Source organism: Sporosarcina koreensis (assembly GCF_042655825.1).
Taxonomy (GTDB): Bacteria; Bacillota; Bacilli; order Bacillales_A; family Planococcaceae; genus Sporosarcina; species Sporosarcina koreensis.
The window spans coordinates 1-16,073 of sequence record NZ_JBHSNP010000029.1 but is presented as its reverse complement, the minus strand read 5'-3'; the positions used below and the strand labels follow the sequence as shown (position 1 = coordinate 16,073).

At 42.0% G+C, this 16,073-nt stretch carries 17 protein-coding genes and 1 riboswitch; of the genes, 14 read left to right on the top strand and 3 right to left on the bottom strand.

Going from position 1 to position 16,073, the window contains the following annotated elements; genetic code table 11:
- The first annotated feature begins 369 nt into the window (after positions 1 to 369).
- The gene (locus tag ACFPTP_RS16040) at positions 370 to 1,635 is read left to right on the top strand and encodes a S1C family serine protease (protein ID WP_381446874.1); all 1,266 of its coding nucleotides are present in this window, start codon (positions 370 to 372) and stop codon (positions 1,633 to 1,635) included.
- Positions 1,636 to 2,070: 435 nt separating this feature from the next.
- Here ACFPTP_RS16040 and ACFPTP_RS16035 read toward each other — a convergent pair whose 3' ends face one another.
- A complete protein-coding gene (locus ACFPTP_RS16035; protein WP_381446872.1) occupies positions 2,071 to 2,502 on the bottom strand; it encodes a hypothetical protein in 432 nt (143 codons plus the stop codon).
- 552 nt (positions 2,503 to 3,054) lie between these two features.
- Here ACFPTP_RS16035 and ACFPTP_RS16030 point away from each other — a divergent pair.
- Positions 3,055 to 3,558, top strand: a complete 504-nt coding sequence (locus ACFPTP_RS16030; protein WP_381446870.1) for a sigma-70 family RNA polymerase sigma factor — start codon at positions 3,055 to 3,057, stop codon at positions 3,556 to 3,558.
- A 76-nt stretch (positions 3,559 to 3,634) separates the two neighbouring features.
- Here the strand turns inward: ACFPTP_RS16030 and ACFPTP_RS16025 are convergent, their stop codons facing one another.
- Complete coding sequence (locus tag ACFPTP_RS16025) at positions 3,635 to 4,009, bottom strand: DUF3899 domain-containing protein (RefSeq protein ID WP_381446868.1); 375 nt, start codon at positions 4,007 to 4,009, stop codon at positions 3,635 to 3,637.
- Positions 4,010 to 4,147: 138 nt separating this feature from the next.
- Between ACFPTP_RS16025 and ACFPTP_RS16020 the strand changes: the two genes are divergently transcribed.
- The 6 genes from ACFPTP_RS16020 (at position 4,148) to ACFPTP_RS15995 (ending at position 11,081) form a co-directional block, all read left to right on the top strand.
- On the top strand, positions 4,148 to 5,809 hold the full coding sequence (locus ACFPTP_RS16020) for a peptide ABC transporter substrate-binding protein (protein ID WP_381446866.1): 1,662 nt from the start codon (positions 4,148 to 4,150) through the stop codon (positions 5,807 to 5,809).
- 105 nt (positions 5,810 to 5,914) lie between these two features.
- Entirely contained in the window at positions 5,915 to 6,835 is a 921-nt protein-coding gene (locus tag ACFPTP_RS16015) for an ABC transporter permease (protein ID WP_381447744.1), read from the top strand.
- A 41-nt stretch (positions 6,836 to 6,876) separates the two neighbouring features.
- On the top strand, positions 6,877 to 7,884 hold the full coding sequence (opp3C, locus tag ACFPTP_RS16010) for an oligopeptide ABC transporter permease (protein ID WP_381447742.1): 1,008 nt from the start codon (positions 6,877 to 6,879) through the stop codon (positions 7,882 to 7,884).
- Between the two features lie 13 nt (positions 7,885 to 7,897).
- Positions 7,898 to 8,920, top strand: a complete 1,023-nt coding sequence (locus tag ACFPTP_RS16005) for an ABC transporter ATP-binding protein (RefSeq protein WP_381446864.1) — start codon at positions 7,898 to 7,900, stop codon at positions 8,918 to 8,920.
- Positions 8,917 to 9,954, top strand: a complete 1,038-nt coding sequence (locus tag ACFPTP_RS16000; RefSeq protein WP_381446861.1) for an ABC transporter ATP-binding protein — start codon at positions 8,917 to 8,919, stop codon at positions 9,952 to 9,954. Before ACFPTP_RS16005 ends, ACFPTP_RS16000 begins: the two co-directional genes overlap by 4 nt.
- Before the next feature lie 575 nt (positions 9,955 to 10,529).
- Positions 10,530 to 11,081, top strand: a complete 552-nt coding sequence (locus tag ACFPTP_RS15995; protein ID WP_381446859.1) for a competence protein ComK — start codon at positions 10,530 to 10,532, stop codon at positions 11,079 to 11,081.
- A 272-nt stretch (positions 11,082 to 11,353) separates the two neighbouring features.
- Here ACFPTP_RS15995 and ACFPTP_RS15990 read toward each other — a convergent pair whose 3' ends face one another.
- Positions 11,354 to 12,007 carry a response regulator gene (locus ACFPTP_RS15990; protein WP_381447740.1) on the bottom strand — a complete coding sequence of 218 codons (654 nt, stop codon included), beginning with the start codon at positions 12,005 to 12,007 and terminating at the stop codon, positions 11,354 to 11,356.
- Positions 12,008 to 12,063: 56 nt separating this feature from the next.
- Positions 12,064 to 12,147, bottom strand: a riboswitch (cyclic di-GMP riboswitch).
- A gap of 615 nt (positions 12,148 to 12,762) precedes the next feature.
- Here ACFPTP_RS15990 and ACFPTP_RS15985 point away from each other — a divergent pair.
- From ACFPTP_RS15985 to ACFPTP_RS15960, 6 genes are all read left to right on the top strand, one after another.
- Complete coding sequence (locus ACFPTP_RS15985; RefSeq protein ID WP_381446857.1) at positions 12,763 to 13,317, top strand: TasA family protein; 555 nt, start codon at positions 12,763 to 12,765, stop codon at positions 13,315 to 13,317.
- Between the two features lie 158 nt (positions 13,318 to 13,475).
- Positions 13,476 to 14,204 carry a hypothetical protein gene (locus ACFPTP_RS15980; RefSeq protein WP_381446855.1) on the top strand — a complete coding sequence of 243 codons (729 nt, stop codon included), beginning with the start codon at positions 13,476 to 13,478 and terminating at the stop codon, positions 14,202 to 14,204.
- An 18-nt stretch (positions 14,205 to 14,222) separates the two neighbouring features.
- Positions 14,223 to 14,360, top strand: coding sequence for a hypothetical protein (locus ACFPTP_RS15975; protein WP_381446853.1), 138 nt, complete (start codon positions 14,223 to 14,225; stop codon positions 14,358 to 14,360).
- Complete coding sequence (sipW, locus tag ACFPTP_RS15970; protein WP_381446850.1) at positions 14,308 to 14,919, top strand: signal peptidase I SipW; 612 nt, start codon at positions 14,308 to 14,310, stop codon at positions 14,917 to 14,919. Before ACFPTP_RS15975 ends, sipW begins: the two co-directional genes overlap by 53 nt.
- Before the next feature lie 24 nt (positions 14,920 to 14,943).
- Positions 14,944 to 15,621 (top strand): hypothetical protein, encoded by a 678-nt coding sequence (locus tag ACFPTP_RS15965; RefSeq protein WP_381446848.1) that lies wholly within the window; start codon positions 14,944 to 14,946, stop codon positions 15,619 to 15,621.
- On the top strand, positions 15,622 to 16,073 hold a 452-nt coding region (locus ACFPTP_RS15960; RefSeq protein ID WP_381446846.1), incomplete at its 3' end, for a TasA family protein.

Below are 16,073 nucleotides of genomic sequence, written 5' to 3'. Positions count from 1 at the left end.
GCTCTACAACAGGCCTCCCGACATTACGAGCAATAATTCTTACGCCTTTGTCATTTTGTCATGATTTCTAGTTTTGCTTCAACCGGCACATCAAACAGCATGAACATGAACATATACGACTTATCCATCAACTTATACAACACTCAACAGAAGAATCCAGTTGTCTGCATGCAAAGCAACTTAATCACTAAGACCGCGGAGATTGTAATTTTTTCCTTGCGATGTTGTGTCCGAGGGACTTTAGAACTGATTGATTGGACCGATATAAAGGATAAAGATTTAAGGGGGGAAGGTGTTTCCATGTTTTGTTCGGGTTGCGGGTTTAAAAACGCTCAGGATGCAAATTTTTGCGGGAGTTGCGGCAAGCCAATGCAGAAGAAGAGCCATACAGGATGGATGCTGTTGGTCATTTTTGTCTGCCTCTGTGTGCTTGGTGGAGTCGGATATGCATTCATTCAAATCACTAAACAGGAATCACCGAAAACATCAACGCTTGAGGATGAAAATTTAAAAGAAGAGCCTGTCGAACAGCCGGTTCCTATAATTGAACGGGGCGTTGTGGAACGTCCTGAAAATAAGCCAATCGAAAAAGAGAAAACAGCTCTAATCGAGGAAACATTGCCGCGTGTATTTACCATTCTGACGACGGATGGTTTTGGCTCAGGTTTTCTGTATGCCAAGGGCGGTTTTATTGTCACGAACGCCCATGTCGTGGCGGGTTATACAGAGGTAAATGTGAGGAATTCGGTCGGCCGGGAAGCCCCCGGGAAAGTGATCGGGATCTCAGATAAATATGATATTGCACTTATCAAGTCTGATACATATAAGGATATCAATCCGCTTAAGACTGAAGTCAATGAAACGAAAGTCGGTACTGAAGTCATCGCTTTAGGGAGCCCGAACGGATTGGAAAACTCGGCCTCTATCGGTTATTTGACAGGTGCGGGCAGAGACATTCGGGATAATTTCGTCTATGAAAAAGCGTATCAGGTCGATGTGCAGATCGAAAAAGGTAGCAGCGGGGGACCTTTGATTGACGCAAAGACTGGAAAAGTGATTGGCATCAATTCACTCCTGCTGAAAGAAAACAGACGTTTTGGATTCTCAATTCCTCTTTACACGATGACGTACCTAATCGATGATTGGATAAAAAACCCGATGAATGAGAAGCAGGTCGCATCCGTTTTTGGCGTGTATGATAACTATTCCTACAATGTGGACTCCTATGATGATGACGCTAGTCAAGGCGAAGTTGAAGGGTACGAAGGGGACGTCTACTTTTACGAAGAATGGCTGCAGGATTTCATTCTGGAATTCCGGACGGTCTATGAGGAAGCCTTGTATTACGAAGCCTTTTACCAGATCGAGCCCTATTTATTGCCGGGCAGCAACGCATATCGAGAATTTGTGGATTACTTCGCTGAAATTTCCGGTGAAGGAATGCATTTCGAATTTCTTGAGAATACCGTAACGGGAGTAACCATCTATGATGACTATGCACTTGTTTCCACATATGAAACATTAAGCTTCCGGAATAAAGCGGGGAATGAGAAGTATTATGAGAAAGAGAAAAGCTATGAAGTGGTTATTCACACGGATGGCACGTACCGGATTCGCAATGTTAGTAATAGGTAAAGGAAAGCGGCGTGCAATGCAACAAAATTGGAAAGTAAAATAAAGGAAAGAGCCGCTCATTATTCTTTGAGCGGCTTTTTTGGATGTCTTTACATTTCAAAGTTGATTACTCGCTTACTTGAGAGCTTGCTGCTATTGTACGCAATCCACTTTTCCAACTCTCTTTGGACAGCCCTATTTTGCCACTCAAACCAGACATCTGCACATTCACTGCAATGGCTTTCTACTCCAATGTTATGATGAGAATCTTTATAGGTGAAAAGCGTAGTTTTGCGGCAGATATAGCAAAATACTTTTTTATCTTCATAATATCGAATGACCAAGATGATCAGCTCCTTTACTTTGAACTCATTCTTTCCAAGTTCAAGTATGTTGATTCAAGGAGCAGATAATTAACACACCTTTAAACGGCTCGGGATGCCTAATACTTTTTTCTCAATTGTCTTCTTTAATCACTAAATTTGCCAATCCATTATCTTCGAATTCAATCTCATATTTCTCTTCGATTTCACACAGTCTGCGGAAACGGTCGTCGAGTGAGTCAAACGTTCCGCCTTCACGATCAAGATCCCTTTTGGCTAGGTGACCGGACAGCTTCTCCCAAAATACGTAGTCATCATTGTTATCAATGATTGGTTGCAGCTGATCTTCATACTCTTTTGATGGGTAATAGCTGTTTAATTCACGGTCATAAGGGACAAGGTCCTCGCATCCCATGTCTTTCGCAAACGAGTAAATGTATTGTAGTAACTCGTCATAGTCGGCAAATCGATCATCGTGGGATCGGGTTGAATTCGCCATCCATTCTCCTAAATAGGCAAGGTCAAGCAGCGCTTTGAATTGCTTTTTTGTGAAATTGATTTTCATTTGAACCGTCTCCTAGTTGCTTTTCGATTATTTTACCATAGGCAGCTAGTGGGCTGTTTGATGAGGCATTAATAATGAGCAATTCACTGATTAATACAGGGACTTCTATTGGGTGGGCATGACACTTTGAAATTGGTCTGTTCGGTACGGGTATCACCGCTCGTAAAGAGTTCGCCCGCGCTCGTATATTTCCGTAGGCGCTCGTAAATCAGGTTCTACGCTCGTAAAAGTTTGTCTGCGCTCGTAAATTCCCATAGGCGCTCGTAAAACAGAAGATGCGCTCGTAAATCGGATTCCGCGCTCGTAAATAAGAATAAGTGCGGTTCTGTCCAACAAAAAACAAATCCCATTCGCCGGTGAATGGGATTTGTTTTTTTATTTCTATAAATCAACCAGTTATTGAAATTTGAACGTGCCAAAACGAGAAAAACGATGTGAAATGCCAAGTCTGTGCCTCAATAATTGAAGTTTGGATTAGCAAAATAAATTTTCTTGAAATGTAAACAAATCAAATGCCCTATACGATGAAATCACCCGGGAATACAGTGTGTCGTGCACGATCGGAAAGGCTTCATCGTGTTGGAATTTGAAGATGTGTTGATGCAATATGAACCGATGATTTCGCATTCACTTAGGAAGTTGAATATTTACCGCGACCATGAGCAGTACAGGCAAGCGGGAAGGGTGGCGTTATGGCAGGCATGGACAAGATTCGATGATGATAAAGGCGATTTCACCCCATTTGCGTACCGCAGCATTCGTGGGGCGATGCTGGATGAGTTGAAACGGGAAAGCCGTTTCGAAGAAAATGTCATGCCGACGACGGATGATGTGTTAGTTTTCTTTATTGGGGGTGCGGAAGGGGATAATGGCTTTGACCAACTCCATGACGCGATTGAACAGCTTGATCCTTCCGAAAAGAAATTCATCCAATGGACCTTTCTCGAAGGATGCACCCTGGCGGAATGTGCCGATCGTTTCGGCATTTCGGTTGCCGGTGTGAAGAAAAGGCGGGAGAAGATGTTGAAGAAACTGAAGGGGTTGATGGGAGAATAGGATGTTGCTGACGAGGTCTTGATATAAATGTGGGAAGTCTACGGCGGGTTGATTGTTCCAACCCGCCGATTCTTTATCAATACCCTAAAAAGACAACAGCAGTTGAGCCGATGAGACTGAAGGAAAAATAGACAGCACCAAGCAATAAAATCTTTTTAAAGCTTGGATACTCCTTTTGATAACTTGCTGTTTCACTATTTTTGCCTTCATAACGTAGTATTGTTTGCTCTCTACTATTAATAGTCGAAAAGAAATGTTTGGATGAAGAAATAAAAGCATTGAAAAAACCAGCTTGAAGGATGAACATCACGCTTCCGATTATTAAGAAGAGGAGCCCAATTAGAAAGATGTAATCCAATAAGCGAATAAAATTTGCTGAAGAGAATAGCATCGTAACGGAAGACAAGAGAAAAGGTGCGGTAAGTAAGGAACTGAAGAACAACTTTTTCATAAGAACTAAACTCCTTTAACTACTATAAAAACTAACTCCCTGAACAATATATTGATAATTTAAATTGTTATTGCTATTTGGAATGTATCCAACTATAATTATATGAATATTGAATAACTATTACAAGGGGGACGAAAGATGAAGAATAAAAAGTGGCTGGCATTTATTTTCCTGACAATTTTCGCTCTAGTTTTATCTGGTTGTAACTTTAATTCGCCAGATAAGGAGAAGGACAGCAGTGAGAAGGAAGAAGGCACAAAAGAGGGCGTTGCCGTAAAGTCAGAGCAAGTGCTGAGATTAAGTGCTTCGGCGGAAATTCCGACTATGGATTCAACAAAAGCGCATGACGGCGTGGCATTCAACGTTTTGAACAACACAAACGAAGGTCTTTATCGCCAAAATGAAAACAACGAAAGTATTTTGGCATTGGCTGAAAAACATGATGAAAGTGATGATGAAACCGTTCATACATTCACCTTGAAAAAAACAAATTGGAGCAACGGGGATCCTGTCACTGCGGCCGATTTCGAGTACGCATGGAAACGCGTTATGAGAGAAGCAGCGCCATATAACTATATGATTGCTACGGCGGGCATTAAGAACGCGGAAGCCATTATGAATGAGGAAATGGATGCGGATGAGCTCGGCATCAAAGCGACGGGTGATCTTACACTTGAAGTCACGCTCGAAAGCCCGAATCCGTTATTTAAAACACTGCTTGCCTTCCCGACATTCCTTCCGCAAAATCAAAAATTTGTTGAAGGGCTTGGCGATCAGTATGCGCTCGAAGCAGATAAAGTATTGGCAAACGGCCCATTCAAGCTTGTTAGCTGGACGCATGAGCAAGGCTGGACATTGGAAAAGAACGAGGACTATTGGGACGCTGACAATGTAAAACTCGACAAAGTTGAAGTGGTAGTGGTGAAAGAACCTTCCACTGGAGCGAATCTCTATGAAACAGGAAAAATCGATCGCACCGTACTCACATCAGCGCTCGTTGCGCAATATGCCGACCACGAGGACTTTGAAATTGAAAAAGAGTCCGATATCATCTTTTTACGATTCAACCATAATCATCCGGTTCTTGGGAATCCGGAAATCCGTAGAGCCATTAATATGGCAGTCGATCGTGATGGGCTGACGGAAGTCATCCTGCAGGATGGGTCATCACCATTATACGGAGTTGTAGCGAAGGGGTATTATTTCTCCCCGGATCAAAAAGACTACCGCGATCTTAACGGCGATATCAATAAAGGGACGCCGGAAGAAGCCAAGGCATTATGGGAAAAGACATTAGCTGAAATTGGGGAAAAAGAAGTCACTGTATCGATTAACATTGCTGACTCTGAATCACATAAGAAAGTTGCAGAATACTTGCAAGCACAGCTTGAGGATAACCTTCCTGGCTTTAAGCTGGAAATTAAGGCAGTACCATTTGCGCAACGCCTTGAAATTGAAAAAGCCATCACTTATGACATTTCCTTATCATCTTGGGGACCGGACTATAGTGACCCGATGACTTACTTGGATATGTGGTTGAAAGGCGGATCGGCCAACCGTATGGGTTACGACAATCCAAAACTGAACAATTTGGTTGCGCAAGCCTATGTTGAGACGGATCCAAGCAAACGTTTTGAAATGTTATTGGGAATTGAAAAAATCTTGTTGGTTGAAGATGCTGCAATCGCACCGCTTTACCAAGAGGGAACTGCAATTCTGAAGCGGCGTACTATCAAAAATCTGGTTAAACACCCATCAGGCGCTGAATTCGATTACAAATGGGCTAGTATCGAAGAATAATATAATCTTATGTGTCAGAAAACGGGGGTGTCCAACTGGCGCCCCCGCTTGTTATTTTATGTACACTACTTCGATATGTAAAGGAGGGGCAATGTGAGAGGTTATATGCTTAAGAGATTGGGATTCATGATTGTTACCCTTTTCGTCATTGTGACCGCCACCTTTTTTCTTATGCAGCTTATACCGGGAACGCCGTTTACGAATCCCGAAAAGTTAACAGAGAAACAGTTGGTCATTCTTAATGCGAAATACGGATTGGATCAACCGGTAGCCATTCAATATCTGAAATACCTAGGAAATTTAGTACAGGGAGACTTAGGCTATTCCTTTCAATATGAAGGGCGGACTGTTTTCAGTATGATTGGCGATCGCATCGGCCCATCTGCATTCATTGGCCTGCAAGCGCTTATTTTCGGCTCCATTATCGGTCTTTTTCTAGGCGTTTTTTCTGCCTTGAGACATAACTCTGTCTATGATTATACGTCTGTGACAATTGCGGTTCTGGGTATGTCGATTCCGTCATTCGTGTTCGCAGCACTATTGCAATATTATGTAGGGGTCAAACTGGAGTGGCTGCCCGTTGCTCTATGGGAAGGCTATTCAAGTACAATTCTGCCTTCGTTCGCTTTGTCGGTAACAGTCATCGCGACGGTGGCAAGGTTTATTCGAAGTGAAATGCTCGAAGTGCTTGGCCAGGATTACGTCACAACTGCCAGGGCAAAGGGATTGGGCGAGTCGGTCGTCATCGTAAAGCACGTCACTCGGAATGCGCTCATCCCGGTAGTCACGATGCTCGGTCCGTTGGCAGTGTCCATCATGACAGGTACACTCGTCATCGAAAAAATATTTTCCGTTCCGGGCCTCGGGGAGCAGTTCACATTGTCGATTCTTGTCCTCGATTACAGTGTCATTATGGGAATCACGCTTTTCTATAGCGCACTATTCATATTGGTCGTTTTCATCGTTGACATTCTGTATGGGTTCCTTGATCCCCGAATCGACTATAAGGGGGCGGAACAGTTATGAATACTGTGAAGGTGAAAGAAGAGGTAGACCGTATTGGTTCGATGCAACAGAATTTAGCTGAGCCTCCCGATGAACTATTCGTTGCTGCTCCTTTGGCTCGGGAAGTTAGTGAAGAAATAACGGCTCCGTCCATTTCTTTTTGGAAGGAGGCAAGGGAAAGGCTATTTAAAAACAAAGGGGCGGTTTTTTCTCTGATTGTCCTTGTCATACTAACGCTTTTAGCTTTAATTGGACCGGCAATGAATGAGCACACATATCGTAGTCAAAATTTAGCGCACTCCAACCTTCCACCAAAAATAGCTGGGCTTGAATGGCTTGGTTTTAATGGGAAAGATGTAAAAGGTAAAGATGTCTATGAGGCAAGAAATATAGAAGAGCATTATTGGTTTGGGACAGATGAGTTTGGAAGGGATTTATGGACAAGGGTTTGGAAAGGGACACAGATTTCATTATTCATTGCGGTTGTCGCTGCTTCGCTTGATTTGCTGATCGGCGTCCTCTACGGAGGGATATCTTCATTTTATGGGGGCCGGCTTGATAATATCATGCAGCGAATCATTGAGGTGCTTGTTGGTATACCTAACTTGATTGTGATTATCTTGTTTATTCTCATTTTGGAACCCGGGATTTCTTCAATCATCTTGGCGCTTATCGTAACCGGCTGGGTAGGGATGGCGCGTGTCGTGCGTGGCCAGATCCTGCAGCTGAAGGGTCAGGAATTCATTCTTGCCTCTAGAACACTTGGGGCATCGAATGCAAGACTGATCGGTAAACATTTATTGCCAAACGTTATGGGACCCGTCATTGTTACGGTGATGTTCACGATTCCGACAGCCATATTTTTTGAAGCCTTTCTAAGTTTTATCGGTCTTGGTTTGCAAGCGCCGCTTGCTTCCCTCGGGGTATTAATTGAGGACGGGTATAAGTCCATGCGTTATTTTTCATACAAGCTTATTTTTCCGGCAGTTGTGATCAGTTTAGTCATGATTTCATTTAACCTGCTAGCAGATGGTCTTCGTGATGCTCTGGATCCGAAAATGAGAAAATAGGGAGGGTCAAAAATTGAACGAGAATATACTGGATGTAGATAATCTGCACGTTTCATTCAAGACCCGAAACGGGGCGATCACTGCGGTGAGAGGCGTCAGTTTTTCACTGAAAAAAGGGGAGACCCTCGCAATTGTCGGCGAATCGGGTTCGGGAAAGTCTGTCACGGCAAAATCGATCATGCGGTTATTGCCGAAGCATAGTGCTGTTATTCCGCAAGGCAAAATCAAGTTTGAGGGCATGGATTTACTGGACTTGCCATTAAAAGACATGCAAAAAGTACGAGGCTCCGCAATTTCCATGGTATTTCAGGATCCGATGACATCATTGAATCCAACAATGAAAATTGGTAAGCAAATTATGGAGGGGCTTAAGAAACACCAAACGTTGACAAAAAGTGTAGCAAGGCAACGAGCATTGGAGATGTTGGAGCTAGTAGGCATACCGAACGCGAAAAAAAGGCTTGATGCTTATCCGCATCAGTTTTCGGGTGGGATGCGGCAGCGTGTCGTGATAGCGATGGCACTGGCGTGTATTCCTAAGGTTTTGATTGCCGATGAGCCGACAACAGCACTTGACGTGACCATTCAAGCTCAGATTTTGCAACTTATGAAAGACCTGCAAGAGAAGATGGAAACCGCCATTATACTTATTACGCATGACCTTGGGGTCGTTGCGAATATGGCTGATAAAGTAGCAGTCATGTACGCGGGAGAAGTAGTTGAGTATGGTACGTTGGATGAAATTTTTTACGAAACACAGCATCCATATACGTTAGGGCTTCTTGGTTCAATGCCGAATTTAAATGCCAGAAGATCAGAACCGCTTATACCCATTCCAGGTTCTCCACCGGATCTGGCTGCATTAGGGACCGGATGTCCTTTTGCCGCAAGATGCCCGTATACGATGGCAGTGTGCCATAATTATCATCCTCCAACGACAGAGCTAAGTGAGAGCCATTCTGTATTATGTTGGCTGCAAGATTCCCGTACTCCGGAAAATCATGCGCCTGAAACAGTTGGGAGTGCACGTCGATGAAGAAAAATGAAGATTTATTAGTCATTAATGATCTGAAAAAGCATTTTAAAATAAATAAAAAAGATACATTAAAGGCAGTGGATGGAATCAGCTTCACGATTAAAAAAGGTGAAACGCTTGGCTTGGTTGGCGAATCCGGTTGCGGGAAGTCGACGGTCGGAAGGACAATCACTCAAATTTATCAGCCGACAAGCGGTGAAATCCTATTTGACAATGAAGATGTCCATGCAAAGTATGGTAAGACGGAACTGAAGAAGAAAAAGCGGGATATACAGATGATTTTCCAAGATCCTTATTCATCTCTGAATCCACGTTTGACTGTTATGGAAATCATTTCAGAAGGATTATTAATTCACGCACCAAATGGAACCGTGAAGGACCGCGAACAACAAGTGAATGAATTATTGGAGCTTGTCGGGTTGAACAAAAATCACTCGGGGCGCTATCCCCATGAATTCAGTGGGGGACAAAGACAGCGGATAGGCATTGCCCGCGCCCTTGCCGTAGATCCGCAGTTTATTGTGGCAGATGAACCGATTGCAGCTCTTGACGTTTCCATCCAGGCCCAAATCGTCAACTTATTGAAAACCCTACAAGAAGAAAAAGGGCTGACGTATTTATTTATAGCGCATGACCTATCGATGGTTAAATATATCAGTGACCGGATTGCGGTCATGTATTTGGGCAAGATCGTGGAATTAACGGAAAGTGAAAATCTGTATGAAAACCCCATGCATCCTTACTCGGAGGCATTGCTTTCAGCGATTCCACTACCTGATCCTGATTCAGAGCGCTCTAGAAAACAAATTCTCTTAAAAGGCGATGTTCCAAGCCCTATCGACATTCCAAGCGGCTGTAGATTCCATACGAGATGTCCAAAAGCAATGGATGTATGTTCTAAACTTAATCCCGAATTTGTCGAAAGGCGCCCTGGACATTTTGTCGCCTGCCATCTATATGATGAAGAACTGATGGCTGATGAAAAAAGAGAGTGGGGAAGGGTGCCCACTAGCATTGCATCCATTCCACATTAAGATATTTTAAGAAAAGGTCTTCCCGCTAAACTTAAGAATGGGAAGGCCTTTTAATAGGTAATTACTAAATATTTATAAAATTTCTATATTTAGTTGACTATTTATTGCTTTCATAATATATTAAATACAATGATAAATATGGGTTAATTTTACTATTTATCATAAAGGTAATAAAGTACTATAAAAGCTGCAGTTTTACTCCATGAAACGACCGCCAATAAAGTTATTGATTCGCAGAACCAAAATGTAAAGTGTAAGCAAATACATAGATGTATCACCAATCGTCGACATATTAAAGAGAAGTCTTGAAGACTGAAAAACTGATAATGATAGACGGCAAGAAATGATTGTAAGTGCTTACTGAAACGAATACCATGATTGCGAATTGCGCGGGCTGGGGGCAAGAACAACTGCGGCTTTAGTGAGGTGATCGAGGTTAAACGGAAAGTCCCCGAATGTCTGAGTCTGCGGAGACCCACTCGGGGACTTACGGGCCGGAGTGTACCGACCTATAGGTCAGTATACTCCTATTTTCGGAAATTGGTAAGTTTTAATTTGAAAAGGGGGATTACTGAATGGAATTGAGAGAAGAGTATGTAGTGAACAATGAGACAAGCATCATTTTGCCGGAGTTTGACGAGAACGGCCAATTGCAATCAGTTGTTATGGAAAAGACCGAGTTGTTCAGAGTGAAACTTGAGCCGACGAAACTGATCGATTTTAGCCTTCGCCGTTACGGTTCCAGTCTAAGAGGCGCGAAAGACGGATCACGGACGCTTCTAGGGGAAATCTCCATGCCGCCTATTGTGCTGAATCTGACGCAGAGCATTTACTTGTTCCCGAGCATGTCGCCGGAAAATGAAGACTGCGTCTGGATTGCTGCGGCACATGTCAAGGAGTACAAGGCGATCGATAAAAAACAAACGAAAATCGTGTTGAATTACGGCAGTGAAATCATTCTCAATTCGAGTCATTACTCGTTTGATCAGAAATATAATCGAGCTTTCAAGCTGAAACGTCAAATTGAGGGACAAACACCGCCTGGAACGGTGTTTGAATCGAAGAAGGGCTATTCGATTCGTAAAAAGGGGAAGGATCGGAATTATCGTGGATTTGATGAAGAGTAAGTGACAAGATAGATACCCGCACAAGATTCATTTCAGTAAATTACCTTTAAACTTTGAGGTGCCTGTCCGGCGCACTAGTTAGTTTATTAACTACAATTTGATGTTAGTAAAAGGGAAAGTCAGTCATTGCGGTAAATGACTGACTTTTCTTTGGATATTTATGTGTAATGGTGAATTGTCATAAGTGTTCCTTGCAGGCATTCGTGCATGTAAATCTCCGTTCACGCTCGTAAACAGGTGTACAACACTAGTCCAACTATTCGAGATATCCCTTAAACCAGCACATCATACTTATATTGCACCAACCCTGTTGTGTTGGCATAAAGGGCAGCCTGCGTGCGATCGCCGAGATTCAATTTTGAGAGGACTTGTCCAACATGCTTTTTCACTGTATTCTCGGTGATAAACAGTCTCTCAGCTATTTGGCGATTTGTGAATCCCAATCCAAGTTTTTGTAATACCTCCTTTTCTTTTGAGGTAAGTTGCTCTATAAAGCTGTTATCCACTTGTGGCTTCTGCTCCGATTGCATCAGCAGTTCTATGATGTCAGGATCAAAATACTTTCTTCCCCTATGAATCACATGAAGTGCATAAATGAGTTCTTCAGGATGTGCTTCCAGTGAAATGTACCCGTCCACATCCAGTGCCTTTGCATGTTCGAAGGATGTCAGGTCCTTTGAATAGGTAAGGATCGCAAATTTACATTTGTAACCCAGCCGTTTCGCTTCAGAAATCACCTCTAAACCAGATTCTTGTCCCAACTGGAAATCAATGACAACCAAATCTGGTTCTTCCCGTTGAATCAACCGAAGCGCCTCTTGCTTGTTCCCCGCCTCTCCGGATACTTCTATCGTATCCTGCGGTGAAAGAATCGAAATCACCCCTTTGCGGACGAGCGTGTGATCATCCACTAACACAATTTTCATCAAACATTGCCCCCCTCACTCAAAATAAATGAACGCTTCCCATAAAAAACGTCCAAATGAAATGAGGCCGGTTGCACCACTGACTCCATACATCCAAGGTGCCCAGATAGAGGATGTATTTCCTAGTCTCCTAACTAATTCTTTTGTCCTCTTAGTATATCCAGTTAATTGTAAAAAAAATGTCGGTTTTTCGAAGTGGATAAGCACTATTTTTAAGAGGTTTTAGTCTATTTCGTCGTTTCGTATCTTTTGGTTTACACAAACCGGGCAAAGAAAATAGGTCATTAAATGAAGCGGAAAATGCATGGCACGAAAGTATACCAATGGAATTATCCAAAAGTCGAATGCTGAGTTGTCAAAAATCACCCATACGAGGGAGGATGGATTGCTTCTCTATGCTTATACTGAACATAGTTCCATTTCATAGTAATCAAACGAGGTCTAAAGGAGGAGGTTGGCGGATCAAAAAGCGGGACTAACATCTGGAGTTGATTACCTAATTAGAAATTGGCATTCTACTTCATTTATCAATGGTTGGAACAAGAGTGATTCAGCCGAATACTTCTCAGAGTGGAATATTAAGTCGTTTAGACGAAATGAAAGACCAGAAGCAAAACAGTTACTTGAACTATGAAAATGGCGCATGGAATCTATTCAACCTTGTATAAAAACATAAGAATCATTTGGACGGCTTGAAAAGAATTGAACAAGGAAGTACGAGTAAAAAAACCATAAAAAAATTGGAGGAATTTCAAATGAATATTAAGAAAAAATTGGCAATGAGCATCGCGACTGGAGCATTGGCTGTAAGTATGATCGGCGGGGGCACTTATGCTTACTTTAATACTGTGCAATCAAATACAAGCTCTTTTGCAGCCGGTGAAATGGGAATTGCTATTACAGGGAATAATACTGAAAATGCTATTATCAATGTAAGTAATATTAAACCTGGTGACTATATGAATCGACATTTCACTTTAACAAACAAGGGTACCCTTGATATATCTAAAGTACTCTTGTCTACTACCTATGATGAAAGTGTTGGTGGTTTTGGTGATCATATTAAAGTAGACTTCTATGAAGGTACATCAGCAACAGAAACACCATATTTATCTAAAACATTAAGGGAATTGAGAGATACTCCAAATTTGGACTTCCGCTCCGGAAAAATCGAAGTTGATAAAAACAAAACTATAATTGTGAAGTTTACATTCGTTGATAATGGCGATGATCAAAATATTTATCAAAAAGCTTCTTTAAAATTGAACTGGGCGTTTAATGCACAACAAACAGCTGGACAGTCTAAATAAATTACTTAGGGAGGAGAGCCCTTCTCCTCCCTCTTTTTTTTCACCAGCCGCCGGTGACCTTTCTTACATATATTTCTCAGCATATAACTCTATTTTTATGTATTGAGGAATATATTTAAGGATATTCTATCGATAAAACCTCGAAAGGCGGGATCGGTTTGAAGAGCAAGCGGATTGAACGTAAGCGCAAGCGTCAGGAACGCAGGCGCAGATATAAGAAAAACTATGAAGGTCTTTTCCTGAGTATAAAAATTGCATGCATATGTTATTTAACTATCTTTGGTACTAGTTATATGTCATCTGGCACGTCTGCGTTTTTTAGCAGTCAGAATACAGTTTCCTCAACGATAACTGCTGGTATTTGGAATTACTGTGGTGAGGAAGACGATATAGATGTGGCATCAAGCGAAATAAGTATCGACCAAGTTGTCAACAAAGGTGAAGAAAGTGAAGTTGTATCGGATGATGAAACAGAGGTCGGTTGCGAGGAAAAAGATAATGAGTCGCTGGAAGTTGGCGTAGAAGATACTTTGCCAATCGGAGTCGATTGTATGAATGAAAATGACTCTAAGAAAGCACAAGGAACTACATCAAGCGAGGAAACCAAAGCGGAATGCGAGCACAATGCAGACGGGTCAATGGTAGAAAATAAAAATAATGATGCCGTGGAAGAAGAATTAGGGATTGAGAGCTCTAAGGATTTAACAGACGAGAGTGAAAATGCGGAGAACATAAATGAAAACAATGTAGATTCAGTGGTCAGTAAAGAGATTGAGCAGAATCCTGAAGGTGACAATCAAATTAAATCTGACAAAAAAGATATAGATTCTGAACCGGAATCTACAGATATGAAACCGGATGACGATTCCATAGGAAATAAGGAGTAGGAAGAGATTTAAGAAACAATGAATGAAGAAATATACGCAGCTATAAAAGAAGTAAAAGTAAAAGAAAAAGAAAAAGAAAAAGAAAAAGCGGAGGGTGATTCAAATGAAAGAGAAAAAGGACAAGAAAAAGATAAAGGTAATGAAATGGGTGAATAATATCGTATCCGGCATACTGATGGTTTTGCTCATTACTGTGGCCACTGTAGTGGTCATCACGAAAGCTTCTGGCGGAGAGCCGCAGCTATTTGGTTACCAAATTAAAACAGTTCTGTCGGGATCCATGGAGCCGGGAATCCAAACTGGCTCGATCATCGCTGTGAAACTAGCCGAAGATAAAACCAAATATAAATCAGGTGATGTCATCACCTTCCGGGAAAACGAAGAGATGTTGATTACCCATAGGATTACGGACGTGATTGCTAATGGAGATTCCGTTCTTTACCGGACAAAAGGGGATAACAACAATGCAGAGGACATGAATCCTGTTCTTTCGGACAATGTAGTAGCTGTCTACACGGGTTTTACAGTACCTTACGTCGGTTACTTTGCTAGTTTTGCGCAATCCAAGAATGGTGCATTTCTACTGTTGATTCCTGGGTTCCTGTTGTTGATGTACTCGGCGTTTACAATTTGGAAAGTGTTGTCCCAAATCGAATTGCCTCAGAAAAAACAAGCGGACATTCTAGGTGAAGATGGCGGGAATAGTTCTTCCTGAAGTTATAGGTAAGGAGACATATCCATGATAAAACTGCTTCGATATTTCCCATTTCTATTATTGATTGGCCTAATATGTTTGTTTCCTACTACGAGCGCAGTTGCAAACGAAAAAAGCAACACGGACAAAAAAAAATTAGACATCAACCTTTCACCGAATGATACCTTATTTGATATCACCAATATGAAACCCGGTGATTGGGCACCACGTACCTTGACAGTTACGAATTCTGGCAATGTTGATTTTGACTACCATATGCAACTTCGAAATAACGGCGATGAAATGCTGTTCAATGAGTTGATGATGGAAATAAAGTCTGGCAATAAAGAATTGTACTCGGGAAAGCTATCCGCATTTCAAGGATTACCGGCAAGATTTCTGGATAGTGGCAGCAATGAGAATTTGGATATAACAATCCGTTTTCCAGAACACCTTGGAAATGAGTTTCAAGGCAAGGGTGCAGAATTCATTTTCAACTTCATAGCTGAAGCTAAAGACGGAACAGTGGTACATGTCATGACAAATGGACATGTTCAAGGCGTAATGAGTCCAGCGGCTGCAGGGGCTGGATTGTCTGACGTATCGACAATTTTACTGTTTGGCTTTTTAGCTATAACCGCTGGAGTTATTACGATTATCGTCTTCAAATTCTACAGGCAGTTAAAACTTGTTGATAAAACAAACAATTTGGAGGAAATATAAATGAGCCTAAAGAAAAAACTAACAATGGGCATTGCAACTGGAGCATTAGCTGTAAGTATGATTGGTGGGGGAACTTATGCATATTTTAATAGCGTCGAGACAAGTGTAAATACATTTGCTGCTGGTACATTGGACTTAACGGTGGACCCTATAGCAATAATTTCAGTGGATAATTTGAAACCTGGTGATAAAATGCTTCGAACTTTCAAATTGGAAAATACGGGAACATTAGACATGAAAGAGGTAATACTTTCCACAGATTATACTTATACACAAAAAGATGGCCAAGAGGATGTTGACTTTGGCAAGCATATTATGGTGAATTTCCTTAAGAGCGATGTGGACAACGGAAACAACGGTGGCGGAAACAACGGTGGCGGAAACAACGGTGGCGGAAACAACGGTGGCGGAAACAACGGTGGCGGAAACAACGGTGGCGGAAACAACGGTGG

Excerpts from the sequence above, each read along its gene's own strand:
- ACFPTP_RS16040 (WP_381446874.1), top strand. The coding sequence starts at position 370 with ATGCAGAAGAAGAGCCATACAGGATGGATGCTGTTGGTCATTTTTGTC.
- ACFPTP_RS16035 (WP_381446872.1), bottom strand. The coding sequence starts at position 2,502 with ATGAAAATCAATTTCACAAAAAAGCAATTCAAAGCGCTGCTTGACCTT.
- ACFPTP_RS16025 (WP_381446868.1), bottom strand. The coding sequence starts at position 4,009 with ATGAAAAAGTTGTTCTTCAGTTCCTTACTTACCGCACCTTTTCTCTTG.
- ACFPTP_RS16020 (WP_381446866.1), top strand. The coding sequence starts at position 4,148 with ATGAAGAATAAAAAGTGGCTGGCATTTATTTTCCTGACAATTTTCGCT.
- ACFPTP_RS16015 (WP_381447744.1), top strand. The coding sequence starts at position 5,915 with ATGCTTAAGAGATTGGGATTCATGATTGTTACCCTTTTCGTCATTGTG.
- opp3C (WP_381447742.1), top strand. The coding sequence starts at position 6,877 with ATGCAACAGAATTTAGCTGAGCCTCCCGATGAACTATTCGTTGCTGCT.
- ACFPTP_RS16000 (WP_381446861.1), top strand. The coding sequence starts at position 8,917 with ATGAAGAAAAATGAAGATTTATTAGTCATTAATGATCTGAAAAAGCAT.
- ACFPTP_RS15995 (WP_381446859.1), top strand. The coding sequence starts at position 10,530 with ATGGAATTGAGAGAAGAGTATGTAGTGAACAATGAGACAAGCATCATT.
- ACFPTP_RS15990 (WP_381447740.1), bottom strand. The coding sequence starts at position 12,007 with ATGAAAATTGTGTTAGTGGATGATCACACGCTCGTCCGCAAAGGGGTG.
- ACFPTP_RS15985 (WP_381446857.1), top strand. The coding sequence starts at position 12,763 with ATGAATATTAAGAAAAAATTGGCAATGAGCATCGCGACTGGAGCATTG.
- ACFPTP_RS15975 (WP_381446853.1), top strand. The coding sequence starts at position 14,223 with ATGAATGAAGAAATATACGCAGCTATAAAAGAAGTAAAAGTAAAAGAA.
- sipW (WP_381446850.1), top strand. The coding sequence starts at position 14,308 with ATGAAAGAGAAAAAGGACAAGAAAAAGATAAAGGTAATGAAATGGGTG.
- ACFPTP_RS15965 (WP_381446848.1), top strand. The coding sequence starts at position 14,944 with ATGATAAAACTGCTTCGATATTTCCCATTTCTATTATTGATTGGCCTA.